Raw genomic sequence first — 16192 nt, 5'->3', positions numbered from 1 at the left:
ACACCGGCTGCCTACGCCAAACAGTTGGCAGCCAAAGCCGCTACGATGAACCCCGGACTCTAAACAGCCCCGCTACTGAAAGCGGGGGGACGTCGGTCCGCTTCCGACGACGAACCCAACTGACCGACAAGCGCCAGCGCTTCGCGCTGACTCCTTGCTCATGTATTAAGTAAGTCTTTTTTGTCTAAGTGTCGTGATATCCCATTGATGCACGCATTCCTTACAAGGATGCGCGGATGAGCTCAAGATGTGACACTTCTTGCCGGCTTCACACAACCCCCATCCACGAGCCATCAACGTTGATCAGACTGGCGTCACTTCAAGCAAAGGGGGCAGTTATGAATACCAAGAACAAGCTTGTCGACAATCCATTTTGGCGTGGCTTTCGTTGGATAGTGTGGGGTGGGGCGGCCGGGCTGTTGTCATTGCCTTTGATTGCCATGCGGTTCACGAACGAAGTGAATTGGACGGCCTTCGACTTCCTCGTAATGGGCATGATGTTGGCTGCGGTTTGCCTGGCGTTCGAGTTGGCATTGCGGATGGCACGCAATGGTTATTACATGTTGGGCGCAGGACTTGCTGCCGGTACGGCTTTCTTGATCACCTGGAGCAACTTGGCCGTCGGGATCGTGGGTAACGAAAACAACCCGGTCAACCTGATCTTTTTCGGCATTGTGGCGATCGCAGTGGTCGGCACGTTGGTGTCGCGACTGCAGCCAAGCGGCATGGCAAGGACGATGCTGGTCGCGGGCTTTGCGCAGGCCGCAACGGTGGTGTTGGCGTTGTTCAAGGAAGCGCCGATTGTCGCCGTTATTCTTGGGGTTTTCACTGCAATGTGGCTGTTGTCTTCAGTATTGTTCGGCAAGGCAGCTGACGCATTGCCGACCATCGCGCAAGCCAGCTGAGGCAACATCGGCCCCATGCGCTTTGCTAAGGTGTACCGCATGAAGCCGCGCATGCTTGTCTTGCCGATGTTGTTTGTAGCCACGTTGGTATGTGCCTGCGCGTCGATGCAGGCGCGCGATGTGACGGCGCTCCTGCCTGCCGCCGCACGACAAGCAGGCTTGGTCGATGTACGAGGCTTCGTCCCCGATGCCCAGTTGGACATCCGCTACGCCACAACGCATAACTTCGTCGGCGCGCGCATAGATGGCTACAACGCGCCGCGTTGCTGGTTGCATCGCCCTGCTGCCGAAGCCCTGGCGAAGGTGGCGATGGATGTGCGCGGCCAGGGTCTGCGACTGCACATCTACGATTGCTACCGCCCCGCGCGAGCGGTCGCGCACTTCATGCGCTGGGCGAACGATCTGGATGACCAGCGTACCAAGACTGAGTTCTATCCGCGGCTTGAGAAGAGCACGTTGGTGCCCGGGTATATCGCCGAACGATCCGGCCACAGCCGTGGTGCGACGATTGACCTGACCCTGTCTCGTTGTGATGCGAACGATGTCTGCGTAACCCTCGACATGGGCACGACCTACGATCTGTTCGACGCGCGCGCGAATACCGACAATGCGGATGTGACCGCAACGCAGCGTGCCAATCGCGACCTGCTGCGTGACGCGATGCAGGGCCGCGGCTTTGCCAACTACCCGATGGAGTGGTGGCATTTCACTTTCAAGCCGGAACCGACGCCCGATACTTTCTTCGACATACCGTTGGAATAGTCTCGCCCGCAAGCCCATGGCATCCTGTCGTCCCTGCTGGAGGATGCAATGAGCACTGCACTGCCCGAGACCGTCGAGAAAGAAACCGGCCCCACGCCCGAGTGGAGCGTGATCTGGCTGCATGGCCTTGGTGCCGACGGCAATGATTTCGTACCCATCGCGCCTGAATTGCTGCGTCCGGATTGGCCTGTGCTGCGCTTCGTGTTTCCGCATGCGCCAGTACGTCCGGTGACGATCAACGGCGGGATGCGGATGCGTGCGTGGTACGACATTCGTGAAATGAGCCTGACCAATCGCGCGGACGTGGTGGGCGTGCGCGAATCGATGGCGACCGTGAACGCTCTGATCACCCGTGAAGGTGAGCGCGGTATCCCGCCGGAGCGCATCTTGTTGGCCGGTTTCTCTCAGGGCGGCGCGGTTACCTTGGCGGCGGCGGCAATCGGCTTGCAGGTGGCGGGCTTCATCGCCCTATCGACGTACTTGCCGATGGTGCCCGATACGCCGCCAGCAGCGGCCTCAACCAAGCCGCCGCTGTTCATGGCGCATGGCACGTTCGACCCGGTGGTGCCGATTGCCGCGGGCCAGTTGGGCGCACAACAGATGCAGGCAATGGGCTTTGATGTCGATTGGCGTGTGTATCCGATGCAGCACCAAGTGAGCGCGGAAGAAATCGCCGACCTGTCCGCATGGATGGACGCTCGTTTCCGCCAGGCATGACGCCACGGCGGCTTCGCACTAACATCGAGGTGATGGGGAGGCCGCCATGCCGGTAATCCGATGCGTGTAGTAATCGTCGATGACGAGCCTTTGGCGCGTTCGCGCCTGCGCGGGCTGTTGTCGCGCGAGGCCGATGTGGATGTGGTGGCCGAAGCGGGCGATGGCAAAGCCGCGTTGTTGGTTTGCGATACGCATCGTCCGGACTTGGTCGTGTTGGATATCCGCATGCCTGGCATGGATGGGCTGGAAGTGGCGCGTCAACTCGCCAAGCAAACATCGCCGCCTCTGTTGGTGTTTTGCACGGCCTTCGATGCACATGCGCTCAGTGCTTTTGAAACCGCTGCGCTCGACTACCTGGTCAAGCCCGTGCGGCCCGAGCGTCTAGCAGAAGCATTGCGACGCGCACGCCTTCGGCTGGGACTTGCGCCCGTGCTGAGCGGCGATAAACAGGCGCGCACCCAGTTGTGCGCGAAGCTGGGCGGCCATTTGCGACTGATCCCGGTTAGCGATATTCGTTATTTGCAAGCCGAAGAAAAGTACGTCGTTGTCCACCATGCGAATGGCGAAGACTTGATCGAGGAATCCTTGAAATCACTGGAAGAAGAATTCGGTGATCGTTTCCTGCGGATCCATCGCAATTGTCTGGTCGCACGCGATGCGCTGAAAGAACTTCGTCGTGACGCTGATGGCCATGCGCAGGCCATTCTGCATGGCGTCGAGCGGCCGCTGGACGTCAGTCGGCGCTGCCTGACCGAGCTGCGAGAGGCGATGCGCTACCTTTGAACGCGAATGCCGGGCTCGGGCGATAATGGCCACATGCAAACGCTCCGCATCGCCACACGAAAAAGCCCGCTCGCCCTCTGGCAGACCGAACATGTTGCCGGCCTGCTGCGCGCACGTCATCCAGGCCTCGACATCGAACTGGTACCGCTGTCCACCCGTGGTGATGAGTTGCTGGATCGCTCGCTGGCCGCCATCGGCGGCAAGGGCCTGTTCCTGAAAGAGCTGGAATTGGCGATGCTGCGGGGCGATGCCGACTGCGCCGTGCATTCGCTCAAAGACGTGCCGATGTCATTGGAGCCCGGCTTCATGATGCCAGCCATCCTCAAGCGTGCCGATGCCGCGGATGCCTTTGTCAGCAATGACTATGCCGATATTGCTTCGCTACCGAGTGGTGCGCGTGTTGGCACATCATCTTTGCGCCGACGTGCGCAGCTGCGTGCGTTGCGCGACGATCTGGTCATCGACGACTTGCGTGGCAACGTCAATTCGCGCCTGGGTAAGTTGGATGCGGGCGAATATGCCGCCATCCTGCTCGCTTGCGCGGGGCTGCAGCGTCTCGGTTTTGATGGTCGCATTCGCGCGCGGCTGGACGCGCCGGCCTGGCTGCCCGCACCGGCGCAGGGCGCAATCGCCATTGAATGTCGCGACGATGCGCCGGAGATGCAGGCGCTTCTCGCTGAGTTGGATGATGCCGATACCCGCTGCCGCGTCAGCTCCGAGCGCGCTATGAACCGTGCGTTGGACGGCAGTTGCCATGTGCCGGTTGCGGCCTTTGCAACGCTGCATGGCAATTCGTTGCATCTGCAGGGTCTGGTTGGCTCGGCATCGACCGGAGAGCAAGTGCGCGCCGAAGTCAGTGGCCCACGCGATGCAGCTGAGGCGCTGGGACAGGCTGTGGCCGAGATGCTGATCGCACAAGGCGCACGCGATTTAATGGCCTGAGATATGCGCAGGCACGTAAAGGTTTGACATCGAGATGAAAAAAACGGCGCCCAAGAGCGCCGTTTTTGCAGCCGAGTTTCGCGACTAACTTAGAAGCCGTAGACCACGTTCACGGTGGTGAGCGTGTCGGTCTTCTTGATGCCCGGCAACACGTCGGTGTTGTGGCGGGTTTCGACGCCAGCCTTCAGCGCCAGCGCATCAGTCATCTTGACCAGCACACCGATGTCGTTGCGGGCGAAGGTGTTGTCCTTGCCGCTTTCGATCAACAGGTTGTCATAGAACGCGACGTTTTCGTTGAACTGGTGCTTGAAATCCATCATGCCGCGGCCGATCACGCCGTTCTCATGAACGCGCAGGTCTTGCAGCTTGGACCAGCGGTAGCCAGCACCGACTTCGAAAGTCAGCTTGGTGGTTTCGCTATCGATGGCACGGAAGCCGTAGCTGGCCGAGGCAACGCTCTGGTACTCGTAGCTGGCGTAGTGGTCGCGCTCGGTGCGCAGGCCGCCGACGATATAGCTCTTGGCGCTGAGGTCGCGTGCAGCGCTACCGAAGGCTTCATAACGGTAGGCGCTTTCAACATCATCCGACTCGCCTTGCAGGAAGGCTGCGCCGGCGGCGTAGGTCCACGGGCCCTGCGTGCGCTTGGCACCCAGCTTGCCAACCAGGGTCTGGCTGTCGGTATTGCCCTTGCTGATGGCCAGGCCCAGCTCGCCGGTGCCGCTCCAACGATCGTCGGTGCTGCTGTCTTGGGCGGAGGCGATGGCCGGTGCGGCCAGCAGCGCGGCGGTGGCCAGCGCGAGAATGCGAAGTTTCATGTGGGTTCTCTGGGAAGAAAGATGAATACGGCCCCGTCTGGGGTGGGCGCATCCTGACTTCGCATTCCTGAATGGGCAATTAGTGAATATTTCGTTATTCAGTTGTGATGCATCTCACATATCACAGGGGTCGGTGCACTGGGTTCAGCGGTGTCTCAGCGATCACGCATAATCGCCATATGGACCGCTACGAACGCATCACCGCGCTGCATCGCACCCTGAAAGCGGCGCGCTATCCCATCAACGTCAAACGCCTGCAGGAAGAGCTGGGTTGCTCGCGGGCGACGGTCTACCGTGATCTCGCTTTTCTGCGCGATGGTTTGATGGCACCGATTGTGGGCGATGGTGAAGCGGGTTTCCGCTACGACCCGCATGAGTCCGACCGCTTTGAGCTACCTGGGCTGTGGCTGAGTTCGGAAGAGTTGCATGCCTTGCTCGCCGCACAGCAATTGCTTTCGCGCACGGGTGGCGGGGTCCTGTCATCGGCGATGGCACCGTTGCAGCAGCGCGTCGAGGCCTTGTTGGCGGAGCAGGCCGGCGGTGAGCGCTGGCCGGTCGAGCGCGTTCGGGTCATTCCGCATCGCACCCGCAAATTGGATGAGGCGAGTTTCCGTACCGTCGCCTCGGGCGTACTGGAGCGTCGTCGATTGTCGTTTGAATATCGCGCACGTTCGACCGATGAAAAAACCCGGCGCAATGTTTCGCCGCAACGCATCACCCATTACCGCGATAACTGGTATCTGGATGCCTGGGATCACGACCGCGAGGCGTTGCGCAGTTTCTCGGTTGACCGCATGAGTGGGGCGCAATTGCTGAAGGAAGCTGCGACGGATGTTGCCGAAGCCGACCTCGACCATCATCTGGCGGGCAGTTACGGAATTTTTTCCGGCGAGCCAAAAGGTTGGGCCACGATCTTGTTCAGCGCCAAGGCGGCGAGATGGGTGGCCGACGAGCGTTGGCACTCCAAGCAGCAAGGTCGCTTTTTGCCAGATGGGCGCTATGAGCTGAAAGTGCCGTATAGCGCGGGCCGCGAGCTGTTGATGGACGTGCTGCATTACGGTGCGGACGCGGAGATCGTCGAGCCGTCGTCCCTGCGCGCGCAGGCCCGCACTTTGCTGGATCTGGCCCGCTCCAATTACGATTGATTATTGGAAGTCGCAGCCTGTGCGACCGGGCCGCCGCAACCTGACGTTCCACACACTAGGAGCGTCGCCATGCACACTTCGTCGTCTTCGCACGCCGTCATCGACCGCTGGTTGTTGCAGGCCTTGCTGGCTGGTGCATCGTTTTCCTTACTTGTGCCATTCGCACAACTGAATACCGCGACGTTTGGCTGGTTGCCGCTGTGGTTGGTAGGTCTGCCCTTGTCAGCATGGCTCGGCTGGCGTTGCCTGAGCAGGGGCGGGGCGATGTCGGTTGCAGTTGTAGCCGCTGCACGAGACCGTCGCCGCATCGTCCATTCATCTGCGCGGGGCCGTAGGAGTTCCCGGTCGACGACGATGGCCATCCGTCGGCCACACGCCCGGGCATGACTTCCGGCCCGGGGTTGGCCTGCGGGGCTGTGCTAGCGTGCTGAATCGACCCAAGCCGTATGGAATTCTTCTATGTCCAAGCTGCTCCACGCCGCCCAGCTCGCCGGCGCTACCGCGCTGTTGACTGTCTGCGCAGGCCAAGCTGCCGCCGCCCCCCTGCAGAACAAGGAATCTGTCGCTATGCCCGCCGCCACCGACACCGATGCCCACCAGTGGCTGGAAGATGTCGGCGGTGACAAACAGCTGGCGTGGGTGCGCGAACGCAACGCCAAATCCGAAGGCGAGCTCGCCTCGACTCCCGAATTCAAGAAGCTCGAAGCCGAAATCTTGTCGATCCTCGATTCGGACGCCAAGATTCCCGGCGTCTACAAGCAGGGTGAGTGGTTCTACAACTTCTGGCAGGACAAGGCCAATCCGCGCGGCATCTGGCGTCGCACGACGCTCGCCGAATATCGCAAGGCCAGCCCGAAGTGGGAAACGGTCCTCGATATCGATGCGCTCAACAAGGCCGAGAACGAGAACTGGGTCTGGCACGGCGCGCAGTGCCTGCGTCCGGCCTACACCCGCTGCCTGATCGCGCTTTCGCGTGGCGGCGCCGATGCCGACGTGACGCGTGAATTCGATATCTCCACGCGAGAGTGGGTGAAGGATGGCTATTTCCGTCCCGAGGCCAAGGGCGGCGTGAGCTGGATTGATCAGGACAACGTCTTCGTTTACACCGATTTCGGCGATGGCACGATGACCACCTCCGGCTACCCGCGCGTGGCCAAGCTGTGGAAGCGCGGCACGCCGTTGTCGGCGGCGGAAGTTGTCTACGAGGGCAAGCCGACCGACATGTACATCGCGGCGGTGCACGACGACACGCCGGGCTTTGAGCGTGACTTCGTCAATAACACCATTGCCTTCTACAACGACGAGCTCTACTTGCGCGGCAAGGACGGCAAGCTGACGAAGGTCGACGTGCCCAATTCCGTGGAGAAGGGCGTGCATCGTCAATGGCTCAGCCTGCAGCCGCGCGAGGACTGGACCGTCGGCGGCAAGACCTACAAGGGCGGCTCTTACCTCGTCGCCAACTTCGACGACTGGATGGCCGGCAAGCGCGATTTGACCGTGCTGTTCGAACCGACTGAGCGCACGTCGCTGGCGGGTGCTACCTGGACCAAGAGCCATGTTGTCTTGAACGTGCTGGAAGACGTCAAGAACAAGCTCAGCGTGCTGACCCCCGGCAAGGACGGTTGGAAGCGTAGTGAATTCGTCGGTGCGCCGGCGATCGGCACCATTGGCGTCGGCGCGGTCGACACCGATGAATCCGATGCGTTGTGGATGACGGTATCGGGTTACACCACGCCGACCACCTTGTCGCTAGCCGAGATCGGGAAGAAGCCGGAGGTCTTGAAGACCATGCCGACCTTCTTCGATGCCTCGAACCAGATCGTCGAGCAGCACTTCGCCACCAGCAAGGACGGCACCAAGGTGCCTTACTTCATCGTCCACAAGAAGGATCTGAAGCTGGACGGGCAGAACCCGACCCTGCTCTACGGCTACGGCGGTTTCGAAATCTCGCTGACCCCGGGCTATTCCGGCGGCATCGGCAAGGGCTGGCTGGAAAAGGGTGGCGTCTATGTCGTCGCCAACATCCGCGGCGGTGGCGAATACGGTCCGCGTTGGCACCGTGCGGCGCTCAAGCAGAATCGCCACAAGGCCTATGAGGATTTCGCCGCCGTTGCGCAGGATCTCATCGCACGCAAGATCACCTCGCCCAAGCGTCTCGGCATCCAGGGCGGCAGCAATGGCGGACTGCTCACCGGCAACATGCTGACCCAGTATCCGGAGCTGTTCGGTGCTGTCGTGGTGCAGGTGCCGCTACTCGACATGAAGCGCTACAACCACTTGTTGGCAGGTGCTTCGTGGATGGCCGAGTACGGCAACCCGGACAAGCCGGAAGAGTGGGCCTTCATCCAGAAGTTCTCGCCCTATCACCTGTTCGACCCGGCCAAGACCTATCCGCCGACGCTCTTCACCACCTCCACGCGCGATGACCGCGTGCATCCGGGGCATGCCCGCAAGATGATGGCGAAGATGGAAGCGGCCGGTAAGGATGTCCTCTATTACGAGAACATCGAAGGCGGCCATGGCGGCGCAGCCAACAATGCGCAGCGTGCGCACATGACCGCACTGGCCTACACCTTCCTGTGGAACGAGTTGAATAAATGATGTTGCACCGACGCCCCGCCCGTGCGGGGCGTTTGCATTATCCCCCCGGAGCCCGCATATGAATCCCAATCCCTACGCAATAGCGCTCGCGCTCGCCATGACGATCACCACCGCACAAGCCCAGCAAAACCCCACCCCGCCCGATGTCGCCAAGAAGCCACATGTCGTCAAGGCGCCGCACGGTGCTGAACGCCAGGACGAGTACTACTGGTTGCGCGATGACAAGCGCGAGAACGCCGAGATGCTTGGTTACCTCAAGGCCGAGAACGCGTATGTCGATGCCTTGATGGCACCGCTCAAGCCGCTCGAGGACAAGATCTACGACGAGGTCGTCGCGCGTATCAAGCAGGACGATAGCTCCGTGCCGTACCGTGACCGCGGCTATTGGTACTACTCTCGTTTCGAGAAGGGCAAGGACTACCCGGTTCACGCACGTCGCAAGGATGGCGCGGGTGTTGATGCGATCGGCATCCAGAAGGCCAACGAGGCGGGTGACTTTGCAAGCGAAGAAATCTTGCTTGATGTCAACGTGCTGGCCAAGGGTCACGACTACTACGCCGCCAATCCGGTTGCGATCAGTCAGGACAATAAGTTGATGGTCTGGGCTGACGACACCAATGGCCGTCGCCAGTACACCCTCCGTATCAAGAACCTGGAAACCGGCGAAGCGTTGGCCGACATCATCACCGGCACCAGCGGCAACGCGGTCTGGGCCGATGACGGCAAAACCTTGTTCTATGTCGAAAATGACCCCAAAACCTTGCTCACCACCAAGGTGAAGCGTCACACGCTCGGCAGTGCTAGCAAAGACGATGTGTTGGTGTACGAAGAGAAAGACGACAGCTTCTACATGGGCATCGGCCGCACGCGCGATGACGAATTCATCTGCATCAGCGTCAGCAGCACAGTCTCCGATGAAATGCGATGCACCCCGGCTGCGAATCCGGGCGCATTCGCCGTGCTCTCGCCGCGCCAGCGCGATGTCGAATACGACGCCGAGCACTACAACGGTCGCTGGGTGATCCGCACCAATGCCGATGGCGCCACCAACTTCAAGTTGGTCACCGCGCCGACCGGGAGCACCTCGCGCAAGGATTGGCGCGATCTGGTGGCCCACGACCCGGACATCTTCATCGAAGGCTATGAGCTGTTCAACGACTTCACTGCGGTGAGCGAGCGTTCCGGCGGTTTGGAGCGCGTGCGCATCCTCAAGCAGGATGGCAGTTCCGAGTACGTCAAGGCGGACGAGACCGCGTATTCGATGGGCCTGTCGGCCAATCCGGAAGGCGATTCGGACTGGCTGCGCTATAGCTACACCTCGCTGGCCACGCCGGCGACGACGTATGAGCTCAACGTCAAGACGGGTGAGCGTCGCCAGCTCAAGCAACAGCCGGTGCCGGGCTACGATCCGTCGAAGTACACCACCGAGCGCGTGTGGGTGCCGGCACGGGACGGCAAGACCAAGATCCCGGTCTCGCTGGTCTATCGCAAGGATTTCAAGCGTGACGGCAAGGGCGCGTTGCTGCAGTACGGCTACGGCAGCTATGGCGCATCGATGGATCCGGGCTTCAGCATCGGCACGGTCAGCCTGCTTGATCGCGGCATGATCTATGCCTTGGCGCACATCCGTGGCGGCCAGGAAATGGGCCGCGGCTGGTATGAAGACGGCAAGATGTTCAACAAAAAGAACACCTTCACCGACTTCGTCGACGTCACCCGCTGGCTGGTCGACAACCAATACGCCGCCAAGGATCGCGTGGCCGCCATGGGTGGCAGCGCGGGTGGGTTGTTGATGGGTGCTGTCAGCAACATCGCGCCCCAGGATTACCGCGTCATCCTCTCGCAGGTGCCGTTCGTGGACGTGGTGACGACAATGCTCGATGCCAGCATCCCACTGACCACCAACGAATACGACGAATGGGGCAATCCGGAAGCCAGCAAGGAAAGCTATGCCTACATGCTGAGCTATTCGCCCTATGACAATCTGGAAAAGAAGGCCTATCCGGCGATGTTTGTCGGTACCGGGCTATGGGATTCGCAGGTGCAGTATTGGGAGCCGGCCAAGTACGTCGCGCGCTTGCGCGATCTCAACACCAGCGACTACCCGATCGTGTTCCGCACCAATATGGAAGCCGGTCACGGCGGCAAATCCGGTCGTTTCCGTCGCTATCGTGAGCAGGCCGAGATGTACTCCTTCATGCTCGACCAGCTGGGTGTGAAAGAGACGCCGTAATGTCGGCAAGTTTGTATACGTGATGCGAAGGCCGGGGGCAAACCCGGCCTTCGTTGTTTTCGATGTCGTCTTCGGTATCGTGCGCGGATGCGCAAATTGACTCGCATTGGCTGGTGGTTGCTCGCCTATGCCAGCCTCGGCCTAGGCTTCATCGGCATCTTCCTGCCGGGCTTGCCTACGGTGCCGTTCGTGCTGCTGTCGGCGTTTGCTGCTGCGCGCGGGTCCGATCGCCTGCATGCGTGGCTGCTCGCCCATCGACGATTCGGCCCGATGATCCGCGACTGGCAGGCGCACGGCGCGGTGAGTCGACGCGCGAAACGCATGGCGGTGGCGATGATGCTGCTGTCGGGTGTGCTGATGTTGCTGCTCATGCCCAATCGTTGGATGGCTTTGCCGGGCATCGTGGTGATGGCGATCGTGGGCACGTGGCTTTGGCATCGGCCAGAACCACCGGCCTCCGCCTGAACCCGATCTGCCGCGGCCTCCCGGATCCAGGCTGGGCGCGTTACCATCGCGGCATGAAGATGCCCCGTCTTGTTTTCATCGCCACCTGTCTCCTCGTGCTGGCCGCTTGCGGCAACAAAGGTCCTTTGGTTCTGCCGCAAAAGCCCGTCCCGGTGTCGGCGCAGGACCCATTGCCAGCGCCCGCCGAGCCGGTCGACAGCGTGCCGTCAGAAGCAGTGCCTGCCTCGTCAAGCGACGACGGCGACGGCACGCCGCGCTGAGCAAGCGATGCGTTTCACCAAAATGCATGGCGCGGGCAATGACTTCGTCGTGCTCGACCTGCGTGGTGGCCAGGTCGCACCCGCGCCACTGCTATGGCAATTGCTGGGTGACCGCCATCGCGGCGTGGGCTGCGATCAGATACTGACCATCGAAGCGCCGCGCGACATGAGCGCTCACGCGCGTTACGCCATCTGGAATAGCGATGGCAGCCGCGCAGGGCAGTGTGGCAATGGGGCGCGTTGTGTCGCGGCCTGGCTGGCACGGGAAGACGCTATTGATGAGGCGAATTTTGTGCTGGAATCGCCTGCTGGCCTTCACCGGGCCGAACGCGTAGACACCGATCAGTGGCGCATCGGCATGGGCCAGCCGCGTTTTGAGCCGTCGCAACTGCCAATGAACGGGTTTGCTGATGCAGCAGATGTCTATGCACTCGATATCGGCGGTGAACGCATCACCTTTGGTGCGACATCGATGGGTAATCCGCATGCACTGGTGATGGTCGAGGATATCGATACAGCACCTGTCAGCCACATCGGTCCGGCGTTGCAGGCGAGCGAGGCTTTTCCGGACTCGGTGAATGTGGGCTTTGCGCAAGTGCTGTCACGCGACCATATTCGCCTGCGCGTGTTCGAACGCGGCGCAGGCGAGACGCTTGCCTGTGGCAGTGGCGCTTGCGCTGCGGCTGCCATTCTGATGAGACGTGGCGACATCGACCGGCGTGCCATCGTGTCATTGCCGGGTGGGGATTTGTTGATCGAATGGCCGCGCGATGATGCCGGCATCGACATGACTGGCCCGGCCACTTTCGTATTCGACGGCGCGCTGGATGGCGCCATCCTGGGGAAAACACACGCATGAATGACAACGAAGAAAAATTGGGTGCACACGAAGTCGCGGCTTGGCTGCGCCGACATCCCAATTTCCTGAAACAGTTCCCGGACCTTGGCCTGACCTTGGTCGTCCCGCGGGACGATGGCCCGGCGGCGTCGCTAGCCAGCTATCAGCTGGAAGTGTTGCGCGACAAGAATCGCGAGCTGAATCGCCGCCTGCAAGAATTGTTCGGTAATGCGCAGGAAAACGAGCGCTTGGCCGTGCGCACGCATCAGCTCACCTTGGCGTTGATGAATCAGGAGAGTGCCGGCGACACCGTGCGCTCGATGGCTGCATCGCTCACTGAAGACTTCCAAGGCGACTTGGTGCGCGTGGTGATGTTCCACGTCATCGATGGCCTGGAGTGGAGCGATTGGTTTCGCGTCATTCCGGAAAATGATCGTTCGCTCGACCCGTTCCGCGATGCACTGACCGATGCCGAACCTTTGTGCGGCCGCTTGAATCCTGACAAGAACGCGCTGCTCTACGGCCCGCGCGCCGAGGAAGTGCAGTCGAGCGCGTTGCTGTCGCTGCCGGGCGTAGGTCTGGTTGCGATAGGCAGCCATGATCCGAACCGCTTCTTCCCGGGTATGGGCACCTTGTTCCTACGGATGATGGGGGAATCCTTCGCCGCTGCGATGACGCGTTTCCGCGATCACGGCGAGGAGAAGTGATCCTGCGATGAGCCGCTACGTCGCCGAGTTCCTCGATCACCTGCGGGTGGAGCGACGAATGTCGGCGAACACGTTGGATGCATATCGGCGTGACCTTGAAGCCCTGGTGCACTGGGCCAGTGGCGTAGGCGTGGATGATGTCGCGTTGCTGGACGGCGAGCGCTTGCGCGCCTTCATCGCCGCCGAGCATCGCCGGGGTTTGACGCCGAAAAGCCTGCAGCGTCGTCTCTCCGCTTGTCGAGGTTTCTACGGTTGGCTGCTCAAACACGCACGTATCGATGCCAACCCGGCCGGGGTCGTGCGCGCGCCGAAAGCTGCGCGAAAATTGCCGCAAGTGTTGGATGTCGATGAAGCCGTGCAGCTGGTCGAGTTGCCCACCGATGCGCCGTTGGGCGTGCGCGATCGCGCGATTCTGGAGCTGTTCTATTCCTCTGGCCTGCGTTTGTCCGAATTGTGCGGGCTGCGTTGGCATGACCTGGATTTGGCCGAAGGCTTGGTGCACGTGCTGGGCAAAGGCGGCAAGCAGCGTATCGTCCCGGTCGGCTCGCACGCATGTGCGGCGCTCGCCGCATGGCGCAAGGAGTCGGGCGGGAAAAACGTTGTGCATGTATTTCCGGGGCGTGGTGGAGAAAAGTCCATCACCCCGCGGGCCGTGCAGTTGCGATTGCGTCAACTGGCGCAGCGGCAAGGCATCTTCAAGCGCGTGCATCCCCATTTGCTGAGGCACAGCTTCGCCACCCATGTGCTGGAATCTTCGGGTGACCTGCGGGGTGTGCAGGAGTTACTGGGCCATGCCGACATAGGCACGACCCAGATCTACACGCATCTGGATTTCCAGCACCTCGCCAAGGTGTATGACGGCGCGCACCCCCGCGCAAAGCGCAAACGTGAAAAAGGCGACGCGGATTAGGCGTCGCCTTGTCGGTGCATCATGTCGTCAGCTGACGATTACTTGCCGGCTTCCTTGATGATGAAGCTGCCGAACGACACCCCGATGGTGCGGCCGGTGCCCTTGCCGGTCAGGGCGAGCGAGATCGAGCCCTTGGTGACGACCTGTGCCTTGCTGGCCGAACCGCCGCCGGCGTTGGCCTCGGCAGTGGCATAGCCGCCAATCAGATCCTTGATGTCCAGCACGGGCGAGAACTTGCCGATGCCATCGACGATCTTCGAGCTGCCAAAGGTCAGGCCGCCGCCCTTCGACTCGATCGAGACTTTCATCGATTGGCCGTTGTCGCAGGTGATCACGCCATCGCCGGTCGAGCGCTTGTAGAACGCACCGCCGCCTTCCATGTTGTATTTCAAGTTGCAGTGGATGTCCTTGGCCTGGACGGCGGGTGCAGCCAGCATGCAAGCAGCGATGGCGGCGGGAAACATCAAACGACGCATGTGAACTCCTTCTCGTGCGGGTTGGTGTGGGTTGGATGGCGCCCGATGGACGAGCCGATGGCTCAGGTACGGAAATAAGGCTCGACGGTGCCCTTGACCTTCATCGTGATCGGCTGGCCGCGGCGGTCCAGCGCACGGCCCATGGCCACGCGCACCCAGCCTTCGCTGACGCAATATTCTTCGACGTTGTTGCGTTCTTCGCCGTTGAAACGGATGCCGATGCCGCGTTCCAGCAGGGCTTCATCGTAAAATTTGCTGCGTGGATCGTTGCAGAGGCGGTCTGGTGGGGTTTCGGACATGTCTTGAGCGTGAATTTGGGGCTGAACCCCAAGGATAAGCCTTGTGGCCGTTTCATGGGTAAACAGGGAGCCTCTGGCATGATTTCACATCATCGCGGCGACTGGCCCGCGAACATGACGCATTCATCGAGGATCCCCCGTGCCCCGTTCATCCATTCTGTTCACCGCGACTGCACTCACCCTGATGGTGGCCCTGCCTTTGCAGGCGCAGCAACAACAGCAATCAGAACCGCTGCCGCCCCCGAGGATCCAGTCGACGCAACTGCCGCCTCCTGCGCCGCCGACGCCGGCCGACGAACCGCAAGAGACGCCGCCCCCGACCGAGGTGCCGCCGCAGGATCAGACACTGCCGCCGACCGATGCCCAAGTGCCGGTGCAGGATGAAGAGATGCTGCCCGAGCGCGCGGACCTGCCGCCGTCACCGCCGGCCGAACCGCTGCCACCGCCGGTGGGCCCGATCGCACCTGATTTGCGCAGCGACCGCACCGGCTTTGTTGGCCTCTTGCGCGCGCAAATCCTCTTGGATCGCAGCTGGATGTCGCCGGGTGAAGTGGATGGTCGAAGCGGCACCAATACCATCCGCGCGATCGGCGGCTTCCAGCGCATCGCCGGTTTGCCGGTGACGGGGCGATTGGACGCGGCGACGTGGGAAGCGCTCGAGAAGCGCGGCCCGGCCTTGGTCAAGTACACCCTCACCGAAGGCGACGTGAAAGGCCCGTTCCGCCCGATGCCGGGCAGCATGTACGGCAAGGCCAAGCTGCCGGCGCTCTCCTACAGCAACATCGGTGAATCGCTGGGCGAGAAGTTCCACATCCGCCCGCAAGCCTTGCAAGACCTCAACCCGGGCAAGGATCTCAGCGTGGCGGGCACCGAGATCATCGTGCCGAACGTCCGCGACATCCAGCGCCTGCCGCAGGCCACGCGAATCGTGGTGTCCGAAGCCGCCAAGCTCCTGATGCTGATCAACCCCGAGGGCAAGGTCTACGCGCAGTTCCCGGTGACCACCGGCAGCGAGCGTGATCCGTTGCCGATCGGTGAGTGGGAGCTGCGCAGCGTGGCCAAGGATCCGCATTACAACTACAACCCCAAGCTGTTCAAGGGTGCCAAGCCCGGTCCCAAGGCCACCCTGCCGCCGGGCCCCAACAGCCCTGTCGGTGTCATGTGGATGGGATTGTCGAAGCCGCATTACGGCATCCACGGCACGCCGGAACCCGGCAGCATCAGCAAGACCCATTCGAACGGCTGCATCCGCATGACCAACTGGTCGGTGTTGCAGGTGTCCGTGGCCGTCAGCCGCGGCACGCCCGTCACGCTGATCCCCTGATCCAAACCCA

At 61.5% G+C, this 16192-nt stretch carries 17 protein-coding genes; 14 read left to right on the top strand and 3 right to left on the bottom strand.

Annotated elements, in window-relative coordinates; genetic code table 11:
- Positions 1–440 precede the first annotated feature (440 nt).
- From BW989_RS11955 to hemC, 5 genes are read left to right on the top strand one after another with little or no spacing between them, the layout of a single operon-like run.
- The gene (locus BW989_RS11955; protein WP_165688606.1) at positions 441–905 is read left to right on the top strand and encodes a hypothetical protein; all 465 of its coding nucleotides are present in this window, start codon (positions 441–443) and stop codon (positions 903–905) included.
- Positions 906–944: 39 nt separating this feature from the next.
- On the top strand, positions 945–1667 hold the full coding sequence (locus BW989_RS11950; RefSeq protein ID WP_242651442.1) for a M15 family metallopeptidase: 723 nt from the start codon (positions 945–947) through the stop codon (positions 1665–1667).
- Between the two features lie 48 nt (positions 1668–1715).
- The gene (locus BW989_RS11945; RefSeq protein ID WP_083688580.1) at positions 1716–2384 is read left to right on the top strand and encodes an alpha/beta hydrolase; all 669 of its coding nucleotides are present in this window, start codon (positions 1716–1718) and stop codon (positions 2382–2384) included.
- A 60-nt stretch (positions 2385–2444) separates the two neighbouring features.
- Positions 2445–3167, top strand: a complete 723-nt coding sequence (locus tag BW989_RS11940) for a LytR/AlgR family response regulator transcription factor (RefSeq protein WP_076588583.1) — start codon at positions 2445–2447, stop codon at positions 3165–3167.
- A 33-nt stretch (positions 3168–3200) separates the two neighbouring features.
- On the top strand, positions 3201–4109 hold the full coding sequence (hemC, locus tag BW989_RS11935; protein ID WP_076588616.1) for a hydroxymethylbilane synthase: 909 nt from the start codon (positions 3201–3203) through the stop codon (positions 4107–4109).
- 89 nt (positions 4110–4198) lie between these two features.
- Here the strand turns inward: hemC and BW989_RS11930 are convergent, their stop codons facing one another.
- Positions 4199–4924: a DUF481 domain-containing protein gene (locus tag BW989_RS11930; protein WP_076588581.1), complete on the bottom strand. Its 726-nt coding sequence runs from the start codon at positions 4922–4924 to the stop codon at positions 4199–4201.
- Positions 4925–5103: 179 nt separating this feature from the next.
- On the opposite strand from BW989_RS11930, the gene BW989_RS11925 reads away from it, so the two are divergent.
- The 8 genes from BW989_RS11925 (at position 5104) to xerC (ending at position 14083) form a co-directional block, all read left to right on the top strand.
- Entirely contained in the window at positions 5104–6069 is a 966-nt protein-coding gene (locus BW989_RS11925) for a helix-turn-helix transcriptional regulator (protein ID WP_076588579.1), read from the top strand.
- Between the two features lie 459 nt (positions 6070–6528).
- Positions 6529–8670 carry a prolyl oligopeptidase family serine peptidase gene (locus BW989_RS11920; protein WP_076588577.1) on the top strand — a complete coding sequence of 714 codons (2142 nt, stop codon included), beginning with the start codon at positions 6529–6531 and terminating at the stop codon, positions 8668–8670.
- A 97-nt stretch (positions 8671–8767) separates the two neighbouring features.
- Positions 8768–10903 (top strand): S9 family peptidase, encoded by a 2136-nt coding sequence (locus BW989_RS11915; RefSeq protein WP_076588575.1) that lies wholly within the window; start codon positions 8768–8770, stop codon positions 10901–10903.
- An 87-nt stretch (positions 10904–10990) separates the two neighbouring features.
- The gene (locus BW989_RS11910) at positions 10991–11368 is read left to right on the top strand and encodes a YbaN family protein (RefSeq protein WP_076588574.1); all 378 of its coding nucleotides are present in this window, start codon (positions 10991–10993) and stop codon (positions 11366–11368) included.
- A gap of 53 nt (positions 11369–11421) precedes the next feature.
- Complete coding sequence (gene lptM, locus BW989_RS11905; RefSeq protein WP_076588573.1) at positions 11422–11628, top strand: LPS translocon maturation chaperone LptM; 207 nt, start codon at positions 11422–11424, stop codon at positions 11626–11628.
- 7 nt (positions 11629–11635) lie between these two features.
- Complete coding sequence (gene dapF, locus BW989_RS11900) at positions 11636–12487, top strand: diaminopimelate epimerase (protein ID WP_076588571.1); 852 nt, start codon at positions 11636–11638, stop codon at positions 12485–12487.
- Positions 12484–13173, top strand: a complete 690-nt coding sequence (locus tag BW989_RS11895) for a DUF484 family protein (RefSeq protein ID WP_076588570.1) — start codon at positions 12484–12486, stop codon at positions 13171–13173. The genes dapF and BW989_RS11895 overlap by 4 nt, the downstream gene beginning before the upstream one ends.
- A 7-nt stretch (positions 13174–13180) precedes the next feature.
- Positions 13181–14083: a tyrosine recombinase XerC gene (gene xerC, locus BW989_RS11890; RefSeq protein WP_083688576.1), complete on the top strand. Its 903-nt coding sequence runs from the start codon at positions 13181–13183 to the stop codon at positions 14081–14083.
- A gap of 38 nt (positions 14084–14121) precedes the next feature.
- Here the strand turns inward: xerC and BW989_RS11885 are convergent, their stop codons facing one another.
- Both BW989_RS11885 and BW989_RS11880 read right to left on the bottom strand, forming a co-directional pair.
- Positions 14122–14559: a hypothetical protein gene (locus BW989_RS11885; protein WP_076588567.1), complete on the bottom strand. Its 438-nt coding sequence runs from the start codon at positions 14557–14559 to the stop codon at positions 14122–14124.
- A 62-nt stretch (positions 14560–14621) separates the two neighbouring features.
- Positions 14622–14858 carry a DUF3297 family protein gene (locus BW989_RS11880; protein ID WP_076588565.1) on the bottom strand — a complete coding sequence of 79 codons (237 nt, stop codon included), beginning with the start codon at positions 14856–14858 and terminating at the stop codon, positions 14622–14624.
- Positions 14859–14997: 139 nt separating this feature from the next.
- On the opposite strand from BW989_RS11880, the gene BW989_RS11875 reads away from it, so the two are divergent.
- Entirely contained in the window at positions 14998–16182 is a 1185-nt protein-coding gene (locus BW989_RS11875; protein ID WP_242651441.1) for a L,D-transpeptidase family protein, read from the top strand.
- The last annotated feature ends 10 nt before the right edge of the window (positions 16183–16192 follow it).

This window comes from Solilutibacter tolerans (assembly GCF_900155935.1).
In the GTDB taxonomy this organism is placed as follows: Bacteria; Pseudomonadota; Gammaproteobacteria; order Xanthomonadales; family Xanthomonadaceae; genus Solilutibacter; species Solilutibacter tolerans.
The sequence above is the reverse complement of the archived record's forward strand: the minus strand, read 5'-3'. Positions and strand labels throughout refer to the sequence as shown.